We start from the raw sequence: 23,713 nt of genomic DNA on the forward strand, positions 1-23,713 counted from the left end.
AAGGGGGACGGAAGCGGTCAGCCCAGCCCCATGGCCCGGGCGACGATCACCTTCTGGATCTCGGAGGTCCCCTCGATGATCGTCATCATCCGGACGTACCGGTACAGGAACTCCAGCGGGTGGCCCCGCACCCAGCCCGTCGCCCCGTGCACCTGCAGGGACCGGTCCACGACCCGGACCGCGGTCTCGGAGGACGTCAGCTTGGCGAGCGCCGCGTTCTCCGGGGCCTCCACGCCCTCGTCCACAAGCCGCGCGCACGCCAGCGTCAGCAGCTTGGCCGCCTCCACCTCCGCCCGGCTGCTCACGAGGTGCTCCTGGACGTGCTGGTACGCGCCGATGCGCTCCCCGAAGGCCCGCCGCTCGCGGGCATACTCGACCCCGAGGTCCAGCGCGTGCTCGGCGATGCCGTTGCACATGGCCGCCACCACGAGCCGGCCGCGGGAGAGGCTGTCGATGCCGTTGCCGAGTGCCGCGCCGACGCCCGCCTCGCCGCCGATGACGGCGTCGGCGGGCAGCCGCACCTCGTCCAGCACCAGCTCGTACAGCTCCTCGCCGGACATGCCCTGGTAGCGCTGGCCGATGCGCAGGCGCGGCTGGTCCATGCCCATGACGAACGCCGTGGGACCGCCCTCGCCGCCGTCGGCGTCCACGGCCCGGGCCACGACGATGACGAAGTCCGCGTGACCGGCGTTGCTGACGAACGTCTTGCGCCCCGACAGCACCCAGCCGCCGTCCGCGTCCCGCGCGGCGGTGGTGGTGAGGTGGAAGGCGTCGGACCCGGCGTTCGGCTCGGTCAGCGCGAGGCAGCGCGTCGCCTCGCCGCGCACCAGCGGCTTCAGGTACTGCTCGATCTGCTTCTCGGTGCCCTGGCGCAGCAGCGGGCTCGGCCCGTCCGAGCCTGCGAGCGCGTACGGGGCCAGCGGGCAGCCGCTGCGGCCGGCCGCGTGGTGCAGCAGCACCACGGCGCTGAACGGCATGCCGGAGCCGCCCAGTTCCTCGGGGTGGTCGCCGGCGTAGAAGCCCAGCTTCGCGGAGCGGCGGCGGACGTACGTGCGCAGGTCGGCCGGCGGCATGTCCCCGTTCTCCGGCAGCTCGGCCGCCAGCGGGACCAGCTCACGGCGGACGAACGCGGTGAACGCGTCGGCGATCTCGCGGTGCTCCGTCTCCAGGACGGAGGAGGGGGTGGTGGCACTCATCGGGAGGTCTCCGTCAGGGCTCGGGCCTGGTCGGCGAGGACGGGGTGCTGGAAGAGGACGCGCAGCGGCGGGCGCGTGCCGAGCCGGGTCTCCAGCCAGGCGGCGAGGTGGGCGGCCAGCAGGGAATGCCCGCCGACCTGGAAGAAGTGGGACGACGGCGAGAACCGGTCGTGCCCCAGCACCTCCCGCCACCCCTCGGCCAGCAGGGCGACGGCCGGGTCGGTGCCGTCCTCCTCCTGCGGAGCCGCCGGGTCGGCGGCCGTTCCCGCCTCGGCGGCGAGCCGGGCCAGCGCCGCGCGGTCCGGCTTGCCGCCGGGCAGCGCCGGCATGGCCGCCGCCGGCCGGATCCAGCGCGCGGGGACGAGCGCGGCGGGCAGTCGCTCGGACAGCGCCTTGTGCAGCAGGGCCTGGTCGGGCTCCTCGCCGCCGTCGACGAAGCCGGTCAGGCAGGGGCCGCCGGACGCGTCCCGGCCGAGGACGACCGCGCACGAGCGCCCGCCGAACACCTCGGAGGCCACCGCCTCGATCTCCTCCAGCTCGATGCGGTAGCCGCGCAGCTTGACCTGGTTGTCGCGGCGGCCGAGGAACCACAGCAGGCCGTCGCGGTCCCGGTAGCCGAGGTCGCCGGTCAGGTAGGCGCGCGCCCCGCCGAGCGCGGGCACGGCGACGAACCGGGCAGTGGTCGCCGCCGCGGCCTCGCCACCGCCGAGGTAGCCCTCGGCGAGACCGGCGCCGGAGACGGCGAGTTCGCCGACCGCGCCCACGGGCAGCGGCTGCAGACCCGCGTCCAGGACGTGCACCCCGACGCCCGGCAGAGCGGTCCCCAGCGGCACCTCGCCGGTCCCTTCGGCCCCCTCGCGGGTCACCTCGTGGACCGTGGAGGTGATGGTCGCCTCGGTCACCCCGTAGGCGTTGAGGACCGTCGCGTCCGTCGCGGCGAGGACGTCCCGCAGCGCCGCGGCCGGCAGCCGCTCGCCGCCGACGACCAGCAGCCGCGGCTCCCACATCCCGTCGCGGAGCGCCTCGCACAGCTCCTCCCGTACGGCCAGGAGGTAACTCGTCGGCAGGTTGGCAACCGTGACCCGGCGGGCCGCCAGGACGGCGATCAGCTCGGCCGCCGTCGGGACCTCCCGCTGCGGCACGACCAGGGACGCACCGGCCAGCAGGGACGGCAGCACCTCCTCCAGCGCCACGTCGAACGAGGGCTGGGCGAAGAGCAGCACCTTGTCGTCGCTGCGCAGCCCGAAGCGCCCGGCCACCGCCGTCGCGTGGTGGGCGAGCGCGGCCCGGCCGACGGCCACGGCCTTGGGCAGGCCCGTGGAACCGGACGTGTGGATGACGTACGCGGCCCCCTCGACGCGCGCGGCCGGCGCGGCGGCGGGGAAGGCCCCGTCGGCGTCGAGCAGCGCGACCGGGACCGGCAGGCCCGCCGCGGGCAGCGCGAGGGCGCTCTCGCGGTCGGCCAGGACCAGGGCCGGGGACAGGCGCTGCAGCAGCGTCTCCAGGCGGCTCGCCGGGTCGTTGGGGGACAGCGGGCAGTAGACCGCGCGGATGCGCAGGCACGCGAGCAGGGTCACGACGGTGTCCACGCCGCGCGGCAGGACGGCCGCGACCGGCTGACCGGCGGTGACGCCCGCCGCGCGCAGGCGCGCGGCCAGCTCGTCGACGAGCCGGTCGAGTTCGCCGTAGGTGATCTTCCGGGCGCCGCTGACGAGGGCGGGGAGGCCGGGGTCGTGACGGGTGACGGGGTCGAGGACGGCGTCGGGGCCGTCCGCGGCCCCGGACTCGTGAGCCTGCGCCGGTACGGGGGCCGGCCGGGCGCCGAGCGCCGCGAGAGGCGCCTCCGGAGCCTCCAGATAGGCCCGTACGAGATCGAGGAAACGGTCCGCCAGCAGCTGCGCGGCGTCCTCGTCGAACAGGTCCCGGTCGTAGTCCCAGACCAGCGTCATGCCGGCCGCGCCCTGCCGCGGCCCGACCGTGCGCCGGTCGTCGGGCAGCAGCACCAGGTCGAGGTCGAAGCGGGTGGTGCCGGTGTTGAAGCCCTCGAACAGCGACACCTCCAGGCCCGGCACCTCGACCTCCGGCAGCGCCGCGTCGTGGGCGCTGAACATGACGCTGAAGAGCGGGTTGTCCGCGCCGGACGTGTGCAGGCCGAGGTCTCGGGTGAGCACCTGCACCGGGACGTCCTGGTACGGCAGGGCCCGGATGAGGCTGTCCGTGACCTCGTCCACCGCCTCGTCCGCCCCGGCCGCCGGGTCCAGGCGCAGCCGCAGCGGGATCGTGTTCACGAACATGCCGGTGGCCGACTCGAAGCCCTCGGGGCGGTTGCCGACCGCGGTGCCGACGACGAGGTCGGCGCGGCCGCTGTGGCGGCGCAGGAGTTCGGCGAAGAGCGCGAGGAGCGTGGAGAAGGGGGTGTGGCCCTGGGTGCGGCTGTGGGCGCGCAGGCGCTCGGCGAGCGCGGCGTCGACGGCCTGCCGTAGCTGGCCGCCCGCGTGCCGGCGCCGGACCCCGGGCCGGGCGAGACCGGGCAGCGGCAGGTCGAACGACGCGTCGCCCAGCTCGCGCCGCCAGTACGCCAGGCCCGCCTCGCGCCGGGCCGCCCGCTCGGGGCTGTCGGCGGCCTCGACGTGGTCGGTGTAGGAGGCGGCCGGCGGCAGGACCGCCTGCTCGCCCAGCACGCGGGCCCGGTAGACGGTGAACACGTCGTGCAGCAGGATCGCGAACGAGTGCCCGTCGTGGACGAGATGGTGCTCGACGTGGACGAGACGGTGGTGGTCCGCACCGAGCCGGACGAGGCACCAGCGCAGCAGCGGCGCCTCGTGCACGTCGAGGGGCGTCTCGGCCTCGGTGCGCAGCAGCGTCGCGAACGTCTCCTCGGGGTCGGCCTCGCCGCTGAGGTCGACCGTCCGCAGCCGGAGTGCGCAGTTCTCGCGCACGCGCTGGCCGGGCAGGCCGCCGGGGGAGTCGACGAGCTCCAGGCGCAGACCGGGGTGCCGGTCCAGCGCGGCCGCCAGTCCCTCCCGGAGCGCGGCCTCGTCGAGGGTGCCGCGCAGGTCCACGGTGGCGGTGAAGTTGTAGGCGCGACTGCCGGGCAGCATCTGCTCGTGCAGCCAGACGATCTCCTGGGATGTGGAGAGTCCGAACATGGTCAACCTTTCCGGTTCGGGAGGTATGCGGGCCGGGGGCCGGGTGGGCCCGTGCGGCCGGTGGAGGGCCGCCCCGGGCGCCGCGTGCCGGTCGGGCGGTGCGGCGCGGGGCAGGACGGCCTGCGGCGGGCTCAGCCCACAGGAGCGGGATGCGCGGTGCGCGTGGCGAGCGCAGCGAGCGCGTCGGTCAAGTGGTCGAAGGCCTCTTCCGCACGGTGGTCCGGAACGGCCGACCGGTCCCAGGCCATGCGGACCAGCAGGTCGGAGCCGTAGGAGACGGAGACGGCGAAGGGGGCCTGTACGGGGCGGCCGTCGATGTGCGTCTCCCGCCCCGTGGCGTCGCCGAGCCGCAGCGGTGGCCGTCGGCCGAGATCCTCGAAGGTGAGGAGGCCGTCCAGCCGGCCGGACCACGGTGCCCCGGCCCGGCGGGCCGCGTGGACCACCTCGTCGAAGGGGGTGTCGGCGCGGTCGAGGTCGTCCCACCAGGACGAGGCCCGGTCCGCGAGGCCGGTGTCGTCCGCCGGGTGCGCGACGGTGTTGAGGAAGCACCCGAGGACCGGCGCCGCGCCGGGGGGCCTGCCGCCCCACGGGTAGCCCAGGACCGGTACGGAGTCCGGGCCGTGGAGCGTGCGGGCCGCCCCGGAACAGGCGTCGAGGAGGACGGGGAAGGCCGTGGAACGCGCGCCGTCGCCGGGGACCGGGATCCGGCGCAGGGCGGTGCCGGTGCCGGGGTTCGCACCCGGGGCGGGGCGGGCCGGCGCGTGCACCGGGGCGCTCGCGCCGCCGCGGAGGTTCGCCAGGCGCTCGGCCCAGTAGGCGAGGGCCTCCGGCTGCGACGCCCTCTCCTCGGCGGCGAGTTGACGGTGCACGGCGTCCGCGTAGGCGGCCGTGCCGTCGGCCGCCACGCCCGAGGGCACGTCCTGCGGCCCGAGCCCGTCGCGGTAGGCCTCGGAGAGGCCCGCCGTGATCAGCCCCAGGGACTGCTCGTCGCAGGCCGTGTGGTCGATGACCACGGCGAGGATCTCCTGCGGACCGCCGTCGTCCGCCAGGACGAACCGCAACGGCGGGCCGTCCACGGGCCATTCGGCCAGCGTGCGCAGCAGGGCGTCGTGAGCGCTCTCCCCGGCCCGCGGCCGGACCCGGTCCACCTGTCCGACGGGGTCGCCGGGCACCTGGAGCGGCACCCCGCGCCGCACCAGCGGGCGGGTGCGCAGCGCCGGGTGCAGGGCGGCCAGGTGCCCCGCGGCCGCCCGCAACCGCTCGGTGTCGACGGCCCCCGCGGGGAAGGCGAAGAACAACGGGACCAGCACCGGCCGCCCGGCAGGGTCGAGCTGCCGGGCGAGCAGGAACCGCCGCTGCGCGCCGGTCACGGGCAGCGGTGCGCCGCCGGGCTCGGCGGCACCCTCGGTGAGGCGCCGGTAGCGGGCGAGATAGGACGAGGTGATGTTGCCGGGTTGCACGATGACCTCCCGTGCGCCGAGGGGCGCAACGGCTCGTGGGACGAGAGGAGCGATGACATGCACCGAGCTGCGAACTGCGAGCGAGCTGCGGTTGTGGCGGGTACGGCCGGGGTGGCGCGGTCGGCCGGGACGGACGGGCGGCTCGGACGGTCCGAACGGCCGCGGCCGGTAGGGCAGTCGGGACGCTTCGTACGGCCGCGGCGGCCGGGGAGTCGGGACGGGTCGGTTGGTCGGGGCGGGTCGGTGATCGGGGTGGCGCGGGCGATCGGGCCGGTTCGTACGGCCGGTGCCGGTGCCGGTGTCGGCACCGGTGTCGAAGTCGGCCCGGGCCGGTGGTGCGGATGTCGGGACGGATCGGCGATCGGGGTGGCCCGGCCGGCCGGGTGGCTCGTACGGTCGGGACGGGTCCGTGATCGGGGTGGCCCGGCCGGTCGGCGCGGGTCGCGAGTCGGATCGGGTCGGGTCGGGTCGGGTGTCGGGACGGGCCGGTGATCGTGGTGGCCCGGCCGGTCAGGCCGGTTCGTACGGTCGGGTCCGCTCGGCCGGGCCCTGTTCGGGGCGGCCCGGACGGTGCCGCCGGTCAGGGCGGCTGTCGGGCGCGGTCCGAGCGGCCGGTGCGCCGGTGCGGCTCGTACCGTCGGAGGCCGGGACCGGGTTCCGCGGTCGTTCGCCCGCCGCGGGGCGGGGCGCGTGCCGTGTCAGCCGGTGACCGCGGGCGCCGTCGGCAGGTCGCGCAGGCGGCGCAGCGGCGACGCCAGGAGCGGCACGGGCACCAGCAGGATCCCGGCGGCGCACACCCACACGGCGGCGCGCGCTCCGGCCGCCTCGGCGACGGCTCCGCCGACGAGCGCGCCGAGGGGCATGGTGCCCCACACCATGAAGCGCAGCGTGGCGTTCATCCGGCCGAGCAGCGCGTCGGGGCACAGCAGTTGCCGGAAGCTGACCTGTGCGACGTTGTAGACGACGGCGCCGAAGAAGACGGCCGCGGAGGCGACGGCGAACCACGCGGCGGAGGCGCCCCGCCCGGCCAGCGGCCAGAGCAGGGCGAACGGGCCGGTGACGACGGTCGACAGCCAGATGATTCTCGCCTGGCCGACCGCGCGGGCGAGCACCCCGGCGCACAGGGCACCGGCGAGGCCGCCGACGGCCGAGGCGGACATCATCAGCCCCAGGACGCCCGGCGGCAGGTCCAGCACCCGCACCAGGAACACCGTCTGGACCGCCATGAGCATCGCGGTGAAGAAGTTCGCGAGCGCCGTCGCACAGGCGATCATGCGCAGGACCGGATGCCGGAGGACGAAGGCGAGGCCCTCCGCGATCTGGGCGCGCAGCGGGACGCCCGGCGCGGGTGCGGGCTGCGCTTCGGGGGCCCGGATGCCGCGCAGGAAGGCGGCGGACAACACGTAGCCGATCGCGTCGGCCAGCAGGGCGAAGGGCGCCCCGAGGAGCTGTACCAGGGCGCCGCCCAGCCCGGGGCCCGCGACCTGGGCGGACGAACGCGCCGTTTCCAGGGCGCCGTTGCCCGCGACCAGCTGTTCACGCGGCAGGAGGGACGGGAGGTAGCTCTGGTGCGCGATGTCGAAGAAGACGGTGGCCACGCCGGTGACGAGGGCGACCACGTAGAGGTGCGCCATGGTCAGGGCCCCGGCCCAGGCGGCGAGCGGCAGGCTCGCCATCGCCGCCGCGCGGACGACGTCGGCGCGGATGAGGACCGGCAGCCGGCGCATCCGGTCCACCCACGCTCCGGCCGGCAGGCCGACCAGCAGGAACGCCGCGGTCTCGGCGGCGGTCAGCAGGCCGGCCTCCATGGGGGAGGCGTCGAGCACGACCACGGCGACCAGGGGCAGGGCCACCAAGGTCACCTGAGCGCCGATCTGGCTCACCGCGGCACCGGCGAGCAACAAACGGAAATCACTATTCCGTAAGAGGCCACCGCTGTGAGGCTTCATTGACAACATTTGGCAGACATTTGGGCATGACCATGCGCTCAGTCAAAAATGATGGATATTTTCGGTCATTAACGCTCCCAATATGGACAACTCCTATGGACCGCTTGGTGAACCGAAGGTGCCCGGCATCTGAACGGCACCCGGAGTGACCTGCGGTGGTCCGCTGCGGGTGGGAGCAGGGGACCACCGGGCGGGGCGCGCCAGGGGAATGTCCGGTAATCGGTGTCCGAGTACCGCAGAGCGTCCGCCGGGGCCGGCGGCCGGACGGCTCGGGGCCGTGCCGCCGAACGGGTCGCCGGACGGGGCGGGGCCGCGCCGCGGGTCGGGTCGGGGCCCTTCCGCCGGACGCGTACGGCGGGGCCGGGAACCCTGGCATGATCGAGGGATGTCTGAACAGATCATCGCCGCCTGTGACGGGGCATCGAAGGGCAACCCCGGCCCCGCGGGCTGGGCCTGGGTCGTCGCCGATGCGACGGGCACCCCCGAGCGCTGGGAGGCCGGCCCCCTCGGCAAGGCGACCAACAACATCGCGGAGCTGACCGCCCTCGAACGGCTCCTGGAGGCCACGGACCCGGCCGTGCCGATGCAGGTGCGGATGGACTCGCAGTACGCGATGAACGCCGTCACCAAGTGGCTGCCCGGCTGGAAGCGCAACGGCTGGAAGACCTCGTCCGGCTCGCCGGTGGCCAACCGCGACCTCGTCGTGCGCATCGACGCCCTCCTTGCGGGCCGCTCCGTCGAATTCCGGTACGTACCGGCCCACCAGGAGAACGGCGACCCCCTGAACGCGATCGCCGACCAGGCGGCGAGCGACGCGGCGTCCCTCCAGCAGCCGGCCGGCACCGCGCAGGGAGCCGAGGGCATGCCCGTGCCGGCGCCGCGCGAGGCCTCGGCGCCCCGGCGCTCGGGCCCGCCGAAGAGCCGCAAGCCGCGCTCCTCAGGAACGGCGACGATCAAGGCGAAGTTCGCGGGCCGCTGCCCGTGCGGCCAGCCGTACGCGGTCGGCGAGAAGATCTCCAAGGGCGAGCGCGGATGGGGCCACCCGTCGTGCGCCGCGGCCACGTGACGGCCGCCGCCCCGTAAATGCCGCGCGCCCCGCACGGGCCGCCGCCTACGCTCGGCCCATGCCGGACTTCGAACTGCGGCGCATCCACGCCTTCGTCTCGGAATTCGCCCGCCGCCAGGCCGGGCGCACCCTCCCCCTCCCGGGCGGCTTCGCCGTGCGCGACGACACCTTCGCCCACTCCCGGGGGAACAACCAGGTCGTCGTCGACGGCGCGGTGGACCCCGCCGCGCTGCCCGCCCTCGCGGACGAAGCGCTGGGGGACCTTCCGTACCGCCTGATCTCGGTCCTCGACGACGCGACCGGGGCGGCCTGCGCGGAGCCCCTGGTGCGGGCCGGCTACCAGCACTCGGTCTGCCTGATCATGCTGCACTCCGGCCCCGCGCCCGCTCCGGGCGCCGGTCGCGAGGCGGGCGTCGTGGGCCTGGACGACCTCCGGGGGCCACTGACCCGGAGCTGGCACGACTTCCTCCCGGACGCCGGCGAGGAGGTCGTGCGCCACCTCGTCGAGCGCCGCGAGTCCCGGCGGCGCGGAGCCGACGCCGTGCACTTCATCGGCTCGCGCGCGGAGAACGGCGAGGTCGCGTCCTGGGCCGACCTGTACATGGACCGCGCCTCGGGCACGGCCCAGATCGAGGACCTGGTCACGTCGGAGGACCACCTCGGGCGCGGCCACGGAGACGCCGTCCTCACGGCCGCCCTGCGCATGTCGGTCGCCGCGGGCTGCGGCACGCGCTTCCTGATCGCCGAAGCCGAGGACTGGCCGCGCCACTGGTACGCGCGCCGGGGCTTCACGGCCGTCGGCCGCATGCACTCCTTCGAACGTCCCTAGGACGCCCCCGTTCCCTTCTGCTGATGCTGCCGGTGGTGCCGTCAGGGCCACCGGTGCCACTGGTGCCACCGGTGCCCAGGAGGCGGCCGACCGGTCCTCAGGGTCGGCTCAACCTGGCCTATGCACGACCCCTCCCCGGTGGTGGCATGGGCCGCGCGCACAGCGAGTCCGCACGGGGGAAGGAAAGGGGAATCCCATGTTCAGACCGGTGATGACCGCCGGAGCGGCCGTGGCGCTGGTGGCCGCCGCATCGTTCGCACCCTCGTCGGCCGCCGCGGACGGGGTGCCGCCGCCGGACAGGGTCGTCATCGACGTCATGGCGGTCAACGGCTCCGGCTGCCCGGCGGGGACGGCCGCCGTGGCGGTCGCGTCGGACAACACGGCCTTCACGGTGACCTACAGCAAGTACCTCGCCCAGGTGGGCGTCGGCGCCAAGCCGACCGACTTCCGCAAGAACTGCCAGCTCGGCCTGAACATCCACGTTCCGCAGGGCTTCACGTACGCGATCGCCAAGGCGGACTACCGCGGCTTCGCGCACCTGGAGAGCGGCGCCGTGGGCCTGGAGCGGGCCAGCTACTACTTCCAGGGCATGTCCCACACGACCTCTGTCTCCCACCGCTTCGCCGGTCCGCTCAGTGACAACTGGCAGACGACGGACGTGACGGCCGCGTCGGAAGTCGTCTACGCCCCCTGCGGCGCACAGCGGCTGCTCAACGTGAACACCGAGCTCCGGGTGAGCGCGGGCAGCTCGGACCCGTCGAACAGCACCAGCTTCATGGAGATGGACTCCACCGACGGCAGCGTGAGCACGCTCTACCACTTCACGTGGAAGGAGTGCCCCTGACCGGCCGTCTTCGGGCAGAGGTGTTCGTCCGTGATTCCTGGACCAGGGGGAGGTATCTCCATGTTGAGACCTGTGGTGATCGGCAGCGCGGCAGTCGCCCTGCTCGCCGCTTCGATGGTGCCGTCGTCGGCCGCTGCGGACGGGGACCCTCCGCCTGACAAGATCGTGATCGATGTGGTGGGCGTCAACGGCTCGGGCTGTCCGGCCGGCACGGCCAACGTGACCGTCAGCCCCGACAATACCGCCTTTACTGTGACATACAGCAACTACCAGGCTCAGGTGGGCGTCGGCGCCAAGCCGACCGACTTCCGCAAGAACTGCCAGCTCAGCCTGAACGTCCGCGTCCCCTCGGGCTTCACGTACGCGGTCGCCGAGGCGGACTACCGGGGCTTCGCCCACCTGGAGAAGGGCGCGACCGGCCTGGAACGGGCCAACTACTACTTCCAGGGCATGTCGCAGACCACGTACGTGAACCACCACTTCACGGGCCCGCTCCACGACAACTGGCAGACGTCCGACCTCACGGAGATCGAGTCGCTGGTCTACGCGCCCTGCGGGGCCATCCGCTACCTGAACATCAACACCGAACTCCGGGTGGACGCCGGCACCTCGGACCCCACGCGCACCACGAGCCTCCTGGCGATGGACTCGACCGACGGCAGCATCAGCACGCTCTACCACTTCGCCTGGAAGCAGTGCCCCCGCCGGACCGCCGCCCCCTGACCCACGCGCCCGGCCCACCGTCCCCCGGTCCGCCGGCCCGCGTCAGTAGCCGGCCGGTCTGACCAGACCCGTCTCGTACGCGAAGACCGCGGCCTGGGTCCGGTCCCGCAGCCCCAGCTTGACCAGGATCCTGCTCACGTGCGTCTTGACGGTCTGCTCGGCCACGACCAGCCGCGCGGCGATCTCCGCGTTCGACAGGCCCTGGGCCACCAGGGACAGCACCTCCGTCTCACGTTCCGTCAGGCTCCCCACGCGCTCCTTCAGCGGCGCGCGGGGAGCCCCGGTCATCCGGGAGAACTCGGAGATCAGCCGCTTGGTGATGTTGGGGGAGAGCAGTGCGTCCCCGGCCGCGACCACCCGGACGGCCCGGGCGAGGTCCTCGGCCGAGGCGTCCTTCAGCAGGAATCCGGACGCGCCCGCGCGCAGCGCCTCGTACACGTACTCGTCGAGATCGAACGTGGTCAGGACGAGCACCTTGGTGGTGGCCTCCGCCGGGGCGGTGATGCGGCGGGTCGCCTCGATGCCGCCGAGCTCCGGCATCCGGATGTCCATCAGGACGACGTCGGGGGCGAGTTCGGCGGTCTTTGCGACGGCGTCGAGGCCGTCCACGGCCTGGCCGACCACCTCGATGCCGGGTTCGGCGTTCAGCAGCACTGTGAAGCCCTGGCGGACCATCATCTGGTCGTCGGCTATCAGTACGCGAATGGTCGTCACCGGGCGTCCTCGGCAAGGTCGGAAGGGGCGGGGAATTCGGGAAGGCCGGAGAGGTCGCAGGGGAGGACGGCGGTCACTTCGTAGCCGCCGTCGGGGGTGGGGCCCACGACCAGGTCGCCGCCCAGCATGGCGGCCCGCTCGCGCATCCCCAGCACCCCGTGCCCGGCACCCGGCGAGCGCGGAGCGGGCCCGTCCGGTGCGGAGTTGACGACCCGTACGGTGATCCGGCGCGCCCCGTACGCGGTCTCCACCCGCACCGACGCCCCGGGCGCGTGCCGCATCGCGTTGCTGAGGGCCTCCTGGACGATGCGGAACGCCGACAGCTCCACCCCCGGTGGCAGCGGGCGCGGCTCGCCGGTGACCGAGGAGGTGACGGCGAGGCCGGCGCTGCGGACGTTGCCGAGCAGCTCGTCCAGCCGGTCGAGGGTGGGCTGGGGAGCGTGCCGCACCCCGTCGGCCAGGGCGTCCTCCGAGCGCAGCACGCCCAGGACGCGCCGCAGTTCGGCCAGCGCCTCGACGGCGTTCTGGCGGATGCCCGCGAGGTTCTCCCTGAGCTCCTGCGGCGGGTCCGTGACCAGGTGCGGGGCGACCTGCGCCTGGATGGAGATCACCGACATGTGGTGGGCGACGACGTCGTGCAGCTCGCGGGCTATGCGGTTGCGCTCCTCCAGCAGGGTGCGCCGGGCCCGCTCCTCGGCGGTGAGCACCTCCTGCTCGGCCAGCCGGTCCTTGGCCAGCCGGCCGGAGCGCCGCGCCGCCCCGGTCACCACCGCCGCGACGAAGACCATGGAGCCCCGGGTGACGGCCAGGTTGTGGTCCTGCGTCGCCAGGGCCGTGTCGGCCATTCCCGTCAGCACGGTGACCGCCAGTGCCACGGCCGCGCTCTGCGGGCGGATCCGCAGCGCGAGGAGGAGCAGGACGAGGGAGTGCAGGGCGATTCCGGCCACGTTCCAGGGCCACAGCCTGTTGTGGTCGAACGAGCCCTCCCCGACCAGTGCGGATGCGAAGAGCAGGCCCGTCGAGAACCACCAGGCGGGCACCGGGCGCACCATGGCGACGGCGACGGCCGCCGACTGGAGCGCGACGATCAGGAAGCCGATCTCCGAGTCCGGCCCGTACCTGCCGTGCTCGGCCTCGTTGGCGTTGAGCATGCCCAGGAGGATCACGAGCACGATCGTGTGGATGTGCGGCAGCCGGCCCAGGTGCCTCCCGCGCGGCAGCGGGTCGCGCGCCACCGTCCACAGGTCCTCGTACACGGCGCGCGGCCCTGCCGTCAGTGCCCTCGACAGCCGCTTTTCCACGCGCATTCGGTCCCCCGTGCCCCCCGCGCCACCGGCGCTCACGTGATCCATTCTAGGGATTTCCTGCGAACGCCTACGGACGCCGCAGCGTCGCGGCCGGACCGGGCCGGTGCTCGCGCACGACCCGCGTGTACCCGCGGCTCCGGGGACGCCCGTGCTCGAAGCGGCGGAACAGCGCCCAGCACCCCAGCAGCGCCACCCCGAACACCGGCAGCCACGCGAGCCGGGCCAGCACCCAGCCGGGCCCGTCGGGGACGGTGTGCAGACCGGGCAGGGGCGCGCCCACGAGCAGCCCGGCCCCGGTGACCGCCATCATCGAGGTCTGGTGCCAGAGGAAGACCGTCATCGCGAAGAGGTTGACCAGCGCCACCGCCGTCCAGGCCGCCGGGCGCTGCAGCACCCGGCGCAGCGGGCCGAGGAGCAGGAGGGCGGCGCCGCACTGGGCGAGGCCGAACGTGACGGCGGCCAGCGTCGGCGGGCTGAGGTTGGAGACCTGCGCGCCGGGCACCCCGACCATGGCCGCCGGATAGCCGGCGCACGTCACGAGCAGCGCGGTGGCGAGCACGCCCCCGGCCAGCAGCGCCAGGCCGGTCGCGCGGCTCCGGAGGCGTCCCCGGGCCCATGCGGCGCCCAGGCAGTACGGGACGAGCCAGCCCGCCGCCACGTTCACCCATCCCGGCCACGCGGGCCCGTCCAGGCCGAACCGGATCACGTCGGTGCACAGGACGACGGCGAACGGCCACCACGGGGACACCTTCGCGACCAGCGGAGTCGCCGCCGTCAGCGCCGCGAGGACCAGCAGGAACCACAGCGGCGACCACACCAGCTTGAGGAGGGTCAGCACGGTCCCGGTTCCGGTGCCCGACGCCAGCAGCACGCCCGTCACGACGGCCCACACCGCCAGGACGGCGACGACCGGACGGAACAGGCGGACGAGCCGGCCGCGCAGCCACTGCCCGTACGTCATGCCCCGCGCGCGGGCCGACGCGTGACTCATGACGCCCACCTGCCCGCTCACCAGGAAGAACACGGCCAGGGTCTGGAACAGCCAGGAGGCGGGGGCGAGTCCGGGCAGATGGGTGAGCGGGCTCGCGCCGTGCACAGACCCTCCGTCGGCGACCAGGGCCGTCACCAGCCAGTGACCGCCCACGACACCGAGGACGGCGAAGGCCCGCAGGCCGTCGACGGCCCGGTCGCGCGCGTGCGGCGGCGCGCCGCGCAGGGCGGACCACGGGGGACTGCCGCAGTGCCGGGGAGCTTGCGTGGGGGACGCCATGAAGGACGGTTCCTTCCGTGCCGGATCTGGGTGGTGCTTCCGGCACGGAAGCTATGGGCCACGGCCCGTGGCCGGCGTCCCCCGCGGGAGTACACCCGCGGGGTAGCTCTGCAGTACTACGGGTCCGGGATGCGGTGGCGCGGGGTGCAGGTGAGGGCGAGGGCGACGGTCAGGACGCAGGCGGACGTCACCAGGAGGACGGCGGGCGGGCGTACGGACTCGTGGAGCATCCACGCGCCCAGCAGGCCGCCGGCGAACATCGCGGCGACCGACGCCGTGCGGCGGAGCTCGTAGCCGGTGCCGGAGGGGATCCTGGAGTCGAGGCCGAAGGGGGAGGTGCCGATGAGGGCGGTCATGGTGCGGGTGATGACGGTGGTCGGCATGTCCGGCACGCTCGCCCGCAGGGTCGTGACGTTGCGCATCCCCATCGCCAGGGCGACCAGGGCCGTCACCAGGTACTGACGGAACGTCAGGGGATGGCCGAACCGTTCGATGCTCCAGCCCGTCAGTCCCGCGACGGCCAGCAGTACGGACTCCGCGACCAGGGCCGGCGCGAACCACCGGCGCCCGCGGGCGTCCGCGTGGGAGCTCAGCCGCGCCCCCAGGGCGGCGCCGACGGCGAACCCGAGGAGCGACGCCCCCGACGCGGCGGCGGAGAACTCGCCGGATCCGACGACCGCGAAGCCGAGGAAGAGCGTGTTGCCCGTCTGGACGGCCGTGAAGACGGGGCCGAGCGCGAGGAAGCTGACCGCCTCGACCATCCCCGTCGTCACGGTCAGCGCCACCATGGCCGTCGGGAGGGCGGCACCGGGCTGCAGCTTCACGCGTACAACTGTCGGCGGGGCCGCCGGTCCGGGTGCCGATTGCGCTGTCCGTGGGCCGTTCAGGCCTCCCGCCCCGGCCTCGCCCCCGGGCCCTCGACCAGCGTGGTCAGGCCGTCCAGCATCGAGGTGAGGCCGAGCTCGAAGACCTCGTCGAGGCGCAGGTCGTAGCCGTCGCCCTCGGCGAACGCCCCGATCACCTTGGCGAAGACGGGATACCGGCCGGAGGAGGTCAGGGCGTCGTAGGCCGCGGCCTGGGAGTCCATCCACTCCTCCCCGGACAGCCCGGACTCGCTTGCGGCCTGGGCCTCCCGCTCCAGGTGGACGGCGGTGCCCTGGACGTAGCTGTAGAGCAGGACGTTCAGGTCGAGCATCGTCGCCGGATCCAGGCCGTGGCCGTCGAGCGCGCCGAGCATCCACTCGGAGTAGCCGATGAGCCTGGGCACGGCGAGGGGGCGGGTGAGGGGCCCGATGTGTGCGAGCCAGGGGTGTCTGCGGTGCACCGCCCACAGTGCGCGGGCCCCCAGCTCCAGGCGCTGCCGCCAGCCGGCGGGTGCGTCGTCGGGGTAGGAGAGCTCCGCGAGCACCGCGTCGGCCATGAGGAGCACCAGGTCGTCCTTGCTGGTGATGTAGCGGTAGGGCGACATGGCGGCGACCCCCAGGCGGCCGGCGACGCCGCGCATGGAGAGCGAGGCCAGCCCTTCGGCGTCGGCGATGGCGACGGCCGCCCGCACGATGCGGGCCCGGGTCAGCTCGTGTTCGGTGCCGGCCGGTGCCGGTGCCGGTGCCGGTGCGGGGGCGCCCTGCGCGGCGGGTGCGGCGGCTGCCGCCCGCGGGGTCCGCCCGGGCCGCTCGGTACGGGGCCGCTCGGTACGGGGCCGATCCGGGCCCGCGACCACGGTGCCCACGCGGGGCAAGGCCCGTACGAGCCCCTCCTGGCGCAGGGTGGTCAGCACCTTCGTGGCCGTGGCGAGGGCGACGCCGAAGTCCTCGGCGATCTGCCGCGTGGACGGGACGCGGTCGCCGGGGGCGAGCTCGCCGTCCGCGATGCGCCGCCGCAGTTCGGCGGCGATGCGGAGGTAGGGGGGAACCGATGTGCCGGCCAAGACGGCCTCCTTCTCCTTCTTGCTGTACTAGTACAGAGCCTAGCAGGGAGCGTGGTCGCGAAAGGGTCTCTGTACTAGTGCAGGGGCCCGGAAGGTGCTTGTCAGTGCTGCGCTTACGGCGTACATTCAGTCGCGTACAGCGTAAGCAGCGCATTCGAGAAGGTGCCCAGCCATGAAGACCGTCCTCATCTCCGGTGCCAGTGTCGCCGGGCTCACCCTCGCCTACTGGCTCCGCCGCAACGGCCTCGCCGCGACCGTCGTCGAGCGGGCCCCCGCCGTCCGCCCGGGCGGTCAGGCCATCGACGTCCGCGGCGTCGCCCTCGACGTCCTCGACCGGACCGGGATCCTGGAGGAGGCGCGCGGCGTCCGCACCCGGCTGCGCGGCATGGCGATGCTCGACGGCGGGGGCGAGGAGGTGTGGCGCTCCGAGGAGATGACCCTGAGCGGCGGCCGCCTCGACAGCGCGGACATCGAGCTGCTGCGCGAGGATCTCACCGGGCTGCTGCACCGGCAGGCGCTCGGCGAGGGCGTGGAGTTCCTCCACGGGGACTCCGTGGCCGCTCTCGACGAGGGGCCGGACGGTGTGCGGGTCGCCTTCGAGCAGGGGCCGGAGAGGACCTTCGACCTCGTCGTGGGCGCGGACGGCCTGCACTCGCGCGTGCGGCAGCTGGCCTTCGGCCCGGAGGAGCGGTTCATCCAGCGCCTGGGCGCCTACATCACGGTCTTCAGCGCCCCCAACTTCCTCGGCCTCGACAACTGGGAGATATGGCTCAACGAGGAGTCCGCGGCGGGCGGCGCGACCTACTGCGTCTACCCGGTGCGGGACAACAGCGAGATCAGGGCCACGCTCGGCTTCAAGTCGGACCCCGTCGCGTACGACTACCGCGACACCGGGCAGCAGAAGGAGCTCATGGCCGAGCGGCTGGCGCACGTGGGCTGGGAGACGCCGCGGCTCCTGCAGGCCATGCGCGAGGCCCCGGACTTCTACTTCGACGAGATGGCCCAGATCCACATGGACCGCTGGACCACCGGCCGCGTGGCCCTGGCGGGCGACGCCGGTTACTGCGCATCGCCCCTCTCCGGCCAGGGCACGAGCCTGGCGCTCGTGGGCGCCTACGTCCTGGCCTCCGAACTCGGCCGGCAGGGGGACGGCGGTCACGACGCCGCCTTCGCCCGCTACGAGTCGCGCATGCGGCCGTTCGTCGCCCTCAACCAGGCGCTCGCGCAGGAGAACGCGAGCGGGAACGCGTCGGAGGAGTCGATGGAGAAGGCGAAGCACGGCATCGCGCTCGACGGCTGAACCGCCGGGCAGGAGCCCTCGCCGGACCCCGCCACGGGGCCCGGCGCCCGGCGCGGCATGATGGCCCCATGGGAACCCGACCTGTGCTCGTCTACGACGGCGACTGCGGCTTCTGCACGACCTCGGTGCGATGGGCCGAGAAGTACGTACGGCCGCGCTGCGACGTCGTCGCATGGCAGTTCGCGGACCTGGGCGCGCTGGGTGTCACGCAGGAGCGGGCCGAGCACGAGCTGCTGTGGATCGCTCCCGGCGGCACGGTCCACGGCGGCGCCCAGGCCGTCGCCAAGCTCCTGCTCAGTGCGCGCGGCGGATGGGCCGTCCCCGGGGCGGTGCTCACCCTGCCGCCCGTGCGCTGGGCCGCGCACGGCCTGTACCGGACGGTCGCGAACAACCGGCACCGCATGCCCGGCGGCACGGCGGCCTGCGCCCTGCCCGCCGGACGCCGCCCCGGCGCGGGAGCGGGGGCGGAGGCAGGGCCTCCGAACGCGGGCCGCTGATCTGCGGGTTCACGCCCGCCTTGTCTCTTGCGGCGCCGGATCCCTCGGGTAGCGTGGGGCGATGACGCGCCCTCGCATGATCGCCACGGACCTCGACGGCACCCTCCTGCGCAACGACAAGACCCTCTCCCCGCGCACCCTCCGCGCCCTGCGCACGGCGACCGGGTCAGGCGCCGAAGTCGTCTTCGTCACCGCCCGCCCGCCCCGCTTCGTCGACCGGCTCTCCGCCGTGACGGGCCTCGCCGGCACGGCCGTGTGCAGCAACGGCGCGCTCGTGTACGACCTCGCGGCACGTACCGTCACCGCCTCCCGCGCCCTGCCCGTCGACGTCGCCCGCAAGGTCGTCGCCGCGCTGTCGGCCGTCGTGCCGGACGTGGGGTTCGCCGTCGAGACCGGCCGGAACGTGCTGTACGAGCCGGCGTACGGGCTGCGCCTGCCCGAGGACGCCGGGGCGGAGTCGCCCGTGGCGTCCCTCGCGGACCTGTGGACGGCGGACGTCCCCATCGCCAAGCTGCTGGCCTGGTCGGCGCGGCTCGACGCGGACCTGCTGCTCGCCGCCGCGGAGCAAGCGGCGGGCACCGAGGCGCAGTTCACGCACTCGGGCGGCCGCGGGCTGCTGGAGATCAGCGCGCCGGGCGTCACCAAGGCCGGCACGCTGGCGGAGCTGTGTGCCGGGCGGGGCATCCCCGCCGCGGAGGTCGTCGCCTTCGGGGACATGCCCAACGACCTCACCATCCTGACCTGGGCGGGCACCGGCTACGCCATGGGCAACGCCCACCCGGCGGTGCTCGCCTCGGTGCGGCGGCACACGGGGACCAACGAGGAGGACGGGGTCGCCGCCGTCCTGGAGCGGCTCTTCGGGGCGGCCTAGCGCGCCCGGCCCCGTGCGGGCGCGGGCCCGCCGCGCCGGGCGAACGCGTCCAGGGCGCCGAGCACGTGACGGCGCGTCGCGGCGGTCCCCAGGTGCCCCGCCCCGTCGACGGCGACCAGCCGTGATCCGGGCCAGGCGCGGGCGAGTTCCCACGCGGTGCCGAGCGGGCCGGCCAGGTCCAGGCGGCCGTGGACGAGAACGCCCGGGATCCCGGCCAGGCGGCCCGCGTCGCGCAGCAGCGCACCCTCCTCCAGCCAGGCGCCGTGGGAGAAGTAGTGCGCGCAGATGCGCACCAGGGCCAGCCGGTCGGCGGCCGCCCGGCCGGTGTAGGGCGCCGTGGCCCCGTCCGTCTCGCCGGAGAGGACCGCGTCCTCCCAGGCGCACCAGTCGGCCGTGGCCTTCTCCCGCACGGCGGCCTCGGGATGCTCCGTCAGACGTGCGTAGGCGGCCACGACGTCGCCGTCGCGCGGTGTGCCGGCGGCCCCGGCCAGGAAGCGTTCCCACTGCTCGGGGAAGAACCGGCCCGCGCCGCGGTAGAGCCAGTCGATCTCCGAGCGGCGGGTCGTCGTGACGCCGGAGACGACGACCTCCGAGACCCGCTCCGGGTACGTCTCCGCGTAGGCCAGGAGCAGCGTCGACCCCCACGAGCCGCCGTACAGCAGCCAGCGGTCGATGCCGAGGCGCGTGCGCAGCAGCTCCATGTCGGCGATCAGGTGCGCGGTGGTGTTGTGCCGCATGTCCGTCGCGGGGTCGCTCGCGTGCGGGGTGCTGCGGCCGCAGCCGCGCTGGTCGAACAGGACGACCCGGTAGCGGTCCGGGTCGAAGTACCGGCGCACACCGGTGCCGCAGCCCGACCCGGGGCCGCCGTGGACCACGAGTGCGGGCTTGCCCTCCGGGTTGCCGCAGGCCTCCCAGTACACGAGGTTGCCGTCGCCGACGTCGAGCAGGCCGCTCTCGTACGGCTCGACCGGCGGGTACAGCCCGTCCGCGTCCGCGCCCATGTGCGTCGCCCTCCCGCCCTCTCGGTAAATACAACAGCGCTGTTACATTACGCCATGTGACGTCTTCCCCGGATACTCCGGATGCCCCGGAGACCCCCGAGACCCCCGAGACCCCGGACGCCGGGGGCGTGCCCGGCCCCGAGCTGCTCGGCACCCGGCTGCGCCACCTCCTGGAGCTGCTCGACGGCGACGTCGGCGCCGTCTACGCGGACCTCGGCCTGGAAGGGTTCCGCCCGCGCTTCACCCCTGTCGTCCGCGCGCTGGCGGCCTCGGGGCCGGGCACCATCCGCGACCTCGCGCGAGCCGTCGGCGTGACCCACTCGGCCGCGAGCCAGACGGTGGCCCGGATGGCCGAGGAGGGGCTCGTCGTCCTCGCGCCGGGGCAGGACGCACGGCAGCGCGTCGTGCGCCTGACCACCCGGGCCGAGTCGCTGCTGCCGGTGCTGGACGCCGAGTGGGCGGCCACGGCCGCCGCGGCCGCGGAATTCGAGGCGGAGCTCTCGTATCCGCTCAGCAGGCTCGTCACCGAGGCGCTCGACGCCCTGCGCCGGCGCCCGATGCGGCAGCGGATCACCGAGTCGCTGCCGCCGGGGGCCGTGGGCGGGGCGAAGGCCCCGGAAGCGTAGGGGCCCGGACGGCGCGGAGGCTGCGGACGCCTAGAGGTCCGGGCATGTAAGGGCAGGGACGTCGCCGGGGTGCAGGGTCGGCCCGTCCGGCCCCGTACGCCCCACGGATGCTCCTGCTCCACATGGGGGAGTGCGGGCCACCCATGTGCGCCACTTGGCCAGGTTTGCGCCGCCCCTGTGCGGCAACGCGACCTATGAGTCCCTCCTCCCGGCAGGAGCCTCCCGTGGTCGTCTTCGCTCTCGCCCTCCCCCCTCTGCTGCTGTGCGGAATCCTCGCCCTGGGCCGCTACGAGGAACGCATACTGACCGGCCCCGCCACGCCGCGCCGCACGCCGGGCAGGCACCGTGGCAGGCGCAGGCGCCGGCGCATCGTCTGAGGCGGCCACGGGCCCGCAGGGTCGGCAAGCGCCGACGCCCCTCACCCATCACTGTGGAAGCAGAAGGCGGCAGCCACGGCACGTCCGGCGGAAGGAGGACGGTGTGACGGACGAACCGATGACGCCCTTCCACGAGAGCCCCGAGGACCCCTTCTCGGTCGGCAACTCGGCGTCGGTCGTGCTGGACCACCGGGGGACCGTGGTGGGCTGGGGGGACCGTGCCGAGGCCCTGCTGGGCCACCCGGCGGCCGACGTGATCGGGCGGCCCGGGCTGGAGGCGCTGGTGGAGCCGGGCGACCGGGACGGGGTCGTGGCGGCGGCCGCCGCCTGCCTGCAGGACTCCGGCTGGTTCGGCATCGTCCCCGTCGTGCACCGCGACGGCCGCCGCATCCTCGTGGGCGTCCGCGCCCGCTGCATCGTCCGTGAAGGGGTCACCCCCGAGTGGTTCCTGGTCGGCGCCCCCGCCGGGGACGTGATCCAGTGGGAGACGGACCGCTCCGTGCTGGACGGGCTGTTCCGGACCGCCCCCGTGGGGCTGGCCGTCCACGCCCCGGACCTGAGCATCCTGCGGATCAACCGGGCCGTGGCCGGGATCGGGGGCATCACCACCGAGCAGGCGCGGGGCCGCCGCACGGGCGACTTCCTGGTCGCGGCGGACACCGAGACGGTGGAGCGCCGCCTGCGCGAGGTGCTGGAGACCGGGCGGCCGATGATCTTCACGGAGCAGCCGTGCAGGCTGCTCACCGACCCCTCCAAGGTCCGGTACGTCTCCGTCTCCGCGTTCCGCATGGAGGATTCGGCCGGGGACATCCTCGGCGTCACCCAGTTGGTCGAAGACGTCACCGAACGGCACCGGGCCAGGCTCCGGCTGGCCCTGCTCAACGAAGCGGGCGCCCGCATCGGCACCACGCTGGACGTGGCCGCCACCGCCCGCGAGCTGGCCGACGTCCTCGTCCCCGAGCTCGCCGACGCCGTCACCGTCGACCTCCTCGAACCCGTCAGCCGCGGCGAGGAGCCCTCGCAGGACGGCTTCGGGCCCGTGCGCCGGACGGCCGTCAGGTCCGACACCCCGGGCGCCGAGGAGGCCCTCAACCCGCTCGGCGGCCTCATCCGCTTCGGCCCGGAGACCCCCCAGGGCAGGTGCCTGGCCGACAAGAGCCCGGTCCTCGTGCCGGAGCTCCGCACCCCCGAGGACCTCGCCGTCGTGGCGCAGGAACGCGCCCCCCACGCCCGGGCCCTGGGCGCCCACTCCGTCATGATGCTGCCGCTCGCCGCCCGCGGCCTCGTCCTCGGCCTCGTCAGCCTGTGGCGCTCCCGCTCCCCCGACCCGTTCGAGGAGGACGACCTCACCCTCGTGGGCGAGTTCGCCGCCCGCGCCGCCGTGTGCATCGACAACGCCCGCCGCTACACCCGCCAGCACCAGGCCGCCCTGGCCCTGCAGCGCCGCCTGCTGCCCGGCGACCTGCCCGAGCTGCCGGCCGCCGAGGTGGCGCACCAGTACATCCCGGCGGGCGCCGTGGAAGGCGTCGGCGGGGACTGGTTCGACGTCATCCCCCTGTCCGGGGCGCGCGTCGCCCTCGTGGTCGGCGACGTGATCGGCCACGGCATCGACGCCGCGGCCACGATGGGGCGCCTGCGCACCGCCGTCCACACCCTGGCCGAACTCGACCTCGACCCCGACGAGGTCCTCTCCCACCTCGACGACCTCGTGTACCGCCTCGCCGCCGAACAGGAGAGCAACAACCGGGACTTCCCCCTGGACCAGGTGACCGGCGCGAGCTGCCTCTACGCCGTCTACGACCCGGTCTCCCGCATCTGCTCCCTGGCGCGCGCCGGCCACCCGCCGCCCGTCCTGGTGGCCCCCGGCGGGGAGGCGAGCATCCCGGACCTGCCCGGCGGGCCGCCGCTCGGCCTCGGCGGGCTGCCCTTCGAGGCGACCGAGATCGAACTGCCCGCGGGCAGCCTCCTGGCCCTCTTCACCAACGGCCTCATCCACAGCCACGACCTCGACATCGACGCGGCGCTCGACCGCCTCTCGCGCGAACTCGCGCGCCCGGACCGCTCGGTGGAGGAGACGGCGGAGGCCGTCGTGGACGCCCTCCTGCCGGCCGAGCCCGGGGACGACGTCGCCCTCCTCCTCGCCCGCACCCGCGTGCTCCCGGAGCACTGCGTGGCCACCTGGACGCTGCCGTCGGACGCCCGCGCCGCCGGGCAGGCCCGCGCGCTGATGGCCGAGCAGCTCGGCGCCTGGGAGCTGGACGAGCTGGTGTTCACCACCGAGCTCATCGTCAGCGAGCTCGTGACCAACGCCTACCGCTACGCCGGCGGGCCCGTCACCCTGCGGCTCATCCGCGGGCCCCGCCTCATCTGCGAGGTCTCCGACACCAGCAACACCGCCCCCCACCTGCGCCGGGCCCGGACGACCGACGAAGGCGGCCGCGGCCTCTTCCTCGTCGCCCAGCTCACCGAGCGCTGGGGCACGCGGTACGGACGCGAGGGCAAGACGGTCTGGACGGAGCAGCTGCTGCCATAGGTATAGATGAGCCCTATGGAAGTCATGGTTTACATCTCTTGGACGTTATAGGTGCAGGTCATGCACAGTGGATG

The 23,713-nt window shown here is 74.4% G+C and carries 20 protein-coding genes; 10 read left to right on the forward strand and 10 right to left on the reverse strand.

Translation table 11 applies throughout. The annotated features are described in order from the left end of the window. Positions 1–17: 17 nt before the first annotated feature. From AS857_RS03570 to AS857_RS03585, 4 genes are all read right to left on the reverse strand, one after another. Positions 18–1,196, reverse strand: a complete 1,179-nt coding sequence (locus AS857_RS03570; protein WP_058041620.1) for an acyl-CoA dehydrogenase family protein — start codon at positions 1,194–1,196, stop codon at positions 18–20. After that, on the reverse strand, positions 1,193–4,345 hold the full coding sequence (locus AS857_RS03575; protein ID WP_058041621.1) for a non-ribosomal peptide synthetase: 3,153 nt from the start codon (positions 4,343–4,345) through the stop codon (positions 1,193–1,195). Before AS857_RS03575 ends, AS857_RS03570 begins: the two co-directional genes overlap by 4 nt. Before the next feature lie 131 nt (positions 4,346–4,476). Beyond that, positions 4,477–5,805 (reverse strand): condensation domain-containing protein, encoded by a 1,329-nt coding sequence (locus AS857_RS03580; RefSeq protein WP_058041622.1) that lies wholly within the window; start codon positions 5,803–5,805, stop codon positions 4,477–4,479. 698 nt (positions 5,806–6,503) lie between these two features. Continuing rightward, complete coding sequence (locus AS857_RS03585; protein ID WP_420823906.1) at positions 6,504–7,688, reverse strand: MFS transporter; 1,185 nt, start codon at positions 7,686–7,688, stop codon at positions 6,504–6,506. Between the two features lie 451 nt (positions 7,689–8,139). Here AS857_RS03585 and AS857_RS03590 point away from each other — a divergent pair, with 451 nt between their 5' ends. The 4 genes from AS857_RS03590 (at position 8,140) to AS857_RS03605 (ending at position 11,216) form a co-directional block, all read left to right on the forward strand. Continuing rightward, positions 8,140–8,820 carry a ribonuclease H family protein gene (locus AS857_RS03590; protein ID WP_058041624.1) on the forward strand — a complete coding sequence of 227 codons (681 nt, stop codon included), beginning with the start codon at positions 8,140–8,142 and terminating at the stop codon, positions 8,818–8,820. A 58-nt stretch (positions 8,821–8,878) separates the two neighbouring features. Then, complete coding sequence (locus tag AS857_RS03595; RefSeq protein WP_058041625.1) at positions 8,879–9,649, forward strand: GNAT family N-acetyltransferase; 771 nt, start codon at positions 8,879–8,881, stop codon at positions 9,647–9,649. Between the two features lie 196 nt (positions 9,650–9,845). Next, complete coding sequence (locus AS857_RS03600) at positions 9,846–10,493, forward strand: DUF4360 domain-containing protein (protein ID WP_058041626.1); 648 nt, start codon at positions 9,846–9,848, stop codon at positions 10,491–10,493. Between the two features lie 60 nt (positions 10,494–10,553). Further along, positions 10,554–11,216, forward strand: coding sequence for a DUF4360 domain-containing protein (locus tag AS857_RS03605; RefSeq protein WP_058041627.1), 663 nt, complete (start codon positions 10,554–10,556; stop codon positions 11,214–11,216). Positions 11,217–11,258: 42 nt separating this feature from the next. On the opposite strand, the gene AS857_RS03610 is transcribed toward AS857_RS03605, so the two are convergent. The 5 genes from AS857_RS03610 to AS857_RS03630 form a co-directional block, all read right to left on the reverse strand. Next, positions 11,259–11,930, reverse strand: a complete 672-nt coding sequence (locus AS857_RS03610; protein ID WP_058041628.1) for a response regulator — start codon at positions 11,928–11,930, stop codon at positions 11,259–11,261. Further along, positions 11,927–13,237, reverse strand: coding sequence for a sensor histidine kinase (locus tag AS857_RS03615; protein ID WP_079110115.1), 1,311 nt, complete (start codon positions 13,235–13,237; stop codon positions 11,927–11,929). Before AS857_RS03615 ends, AS857_RS03610 begins: the two co-directional genes overlap by 4 nt. A 67-nt stretch (positions 13,238–13,304) precedes the next feature. Beyond that, positions 13,305–14,507 (reverse strand): acyltransferase family protein, encoded by a 1,203-nt coding sequence (locus AS857_RS03620; protein WP_079110036.1) that lies wholly within the window; start codon positions 14,505–14,507, stop codon positions 13,305–13,307. Positions 14,508–14,623: 116 nt separating this feature from the next. Then, positions 14,624–15,331: a YoaK family protein gene (locus tag AS857_RS03625; protein WP_245699571.1), complete on the reverse strand. Its 708-nt coding sequence runs from the start codon at positions 15,329–15,331 to the stop codon at positions 14,624–14,626. Between the two features lie 59 nt (positions 15,332–15,390). Continuing rightward, positions 15,391–16,434 carry a GntR family transcriptional regulator gene (locus AS857_RS03630; protein WP_058041629.1) on the reverse strand — a complete coding sequence of 348 codons (1,044 nt, stop codon included), beginning with the start codon at positions 16,432–16,434 and terminating at the stop codon, positions 15,391–15,393. A 172-nt stretch (positions 16,435–16,606) separates the two neighbouring features. Here AS857_RS03630 and AS857_RS03635 point away from each other — a divergent pair, with 172 nt between their 5' ends. The 3 genes from AS857_RS03635 to AS857_RS03645 all read left to right on the forward strand — a co-directional run bounded on the left by AS857_RS03635 (position 16,607) and on the right by AS857_RS03645 (position 19,102). Next, entirely contained in the window at positions 16,607–17,734 is a 1,128-nt protein-coding gene (locus AS857_RS03635; protein ID WP_058041630.1) for an FAD-dependent monooxygenase, read from the forward strand. Positions 17,735–17,802: 68 nt separating this feature from the next. Next, positions 17,803–18,231, forward strand: coding sequence for a thiol-disulfide oxidoreductase DCC family protein (locus AS857_RS03640; protein ID WP_058041631.1), 429 nt, complete (start codon positions 17,803–17,805; stop codon positions 18,229–18,231). Positions 18,232–18,307: 76 nt separating this feature from the next. Further along, positions 18,308–19,102, forward strand: coding sequence for an HAD family hydrolase (locus tag AS857_RS03645; protein ID WP_058041632.1), 795 nt, complete (start codon positions 18,308–18,310; stop codon positions 19,100–19,102). Here the strand turns inward: AS857_RS03645 and pip are convergent. Continuing rightward, the gene (gene pip, locus AS857_RS03650) at positions 19,099–20,103 is read right to left on the reverse strand and encodes a prolyl aminopeptidase (protein ID WP_058041633.1); all 1,005 of its coding nucleotides are present in this window, start codon (positions 20,101–20,103) and stop codon (positions 19,099–19,101) included. The genes AS857_RS03645 and pip overlap by 4 nt on opposite strands. A 56-nt stretch (positions 20,104–20,159) precedes the next feature. On the opposite strand from pip, the gene AS857_RS03655 reads away from it, so the two are divergent. The 3 genes from AS857_RS03655 to AS857_RS03660 all read left to right on the forward strand — a co-directional run bounded on the left by AS857_RS03655 (position 20,160) and on the right by AS857_RS03660 (position 23,639). Beyond that, positions 20,160–20,729 (forward strand): MarR family winged helix-turn-helix transcriptional regulator, encoded by a 570-nt coding sequence (locus tag AS857_RS03655; RefSeq protein ID WP_245699572.1) that lies wholly within the window; start codon positions 20,160–20,162, stop codon positions 20,727–20,729. Positions 20,730–20,953: 224 nt separating this feature from the next. Next, the gene (locus AS857_RS39785) at positions 20,954–21,106 is read left to right on the forward strand and encodes a hypothetical protein (protein WP_160330175.1); all 153 of its coding nucleotides are present in this window, start codon (positions 20,954–20,956) and stop codon (positions 21,104–21,106) included. Positions 21,107–21,224: 118 nt separating this feature from the next. Continuing rightward, positions 21,225–23,639 (forward strand): SpoIIE family protein phosphatase, encoded by a 2,415-nt coding sequence (locus AS857_RS03660; protein ID WP_058042084.1) that lies wholly within the window; start codon positions 21,225–21,227, stop codon positions 23,637–23,639. Positions 23,640–23,713: the final 74 nt, after the last annotated feature.

The sequence above is a fragment of the Streptomyces roseifaciens genome (genome assembly GCF_001445655.1).
Lineage (GTDB): Bacteria > Actinomycetota > Actinomycetes > Streptomycetales > Streptomycetaceae > Streptomyces > Streptomyces aureoversilis.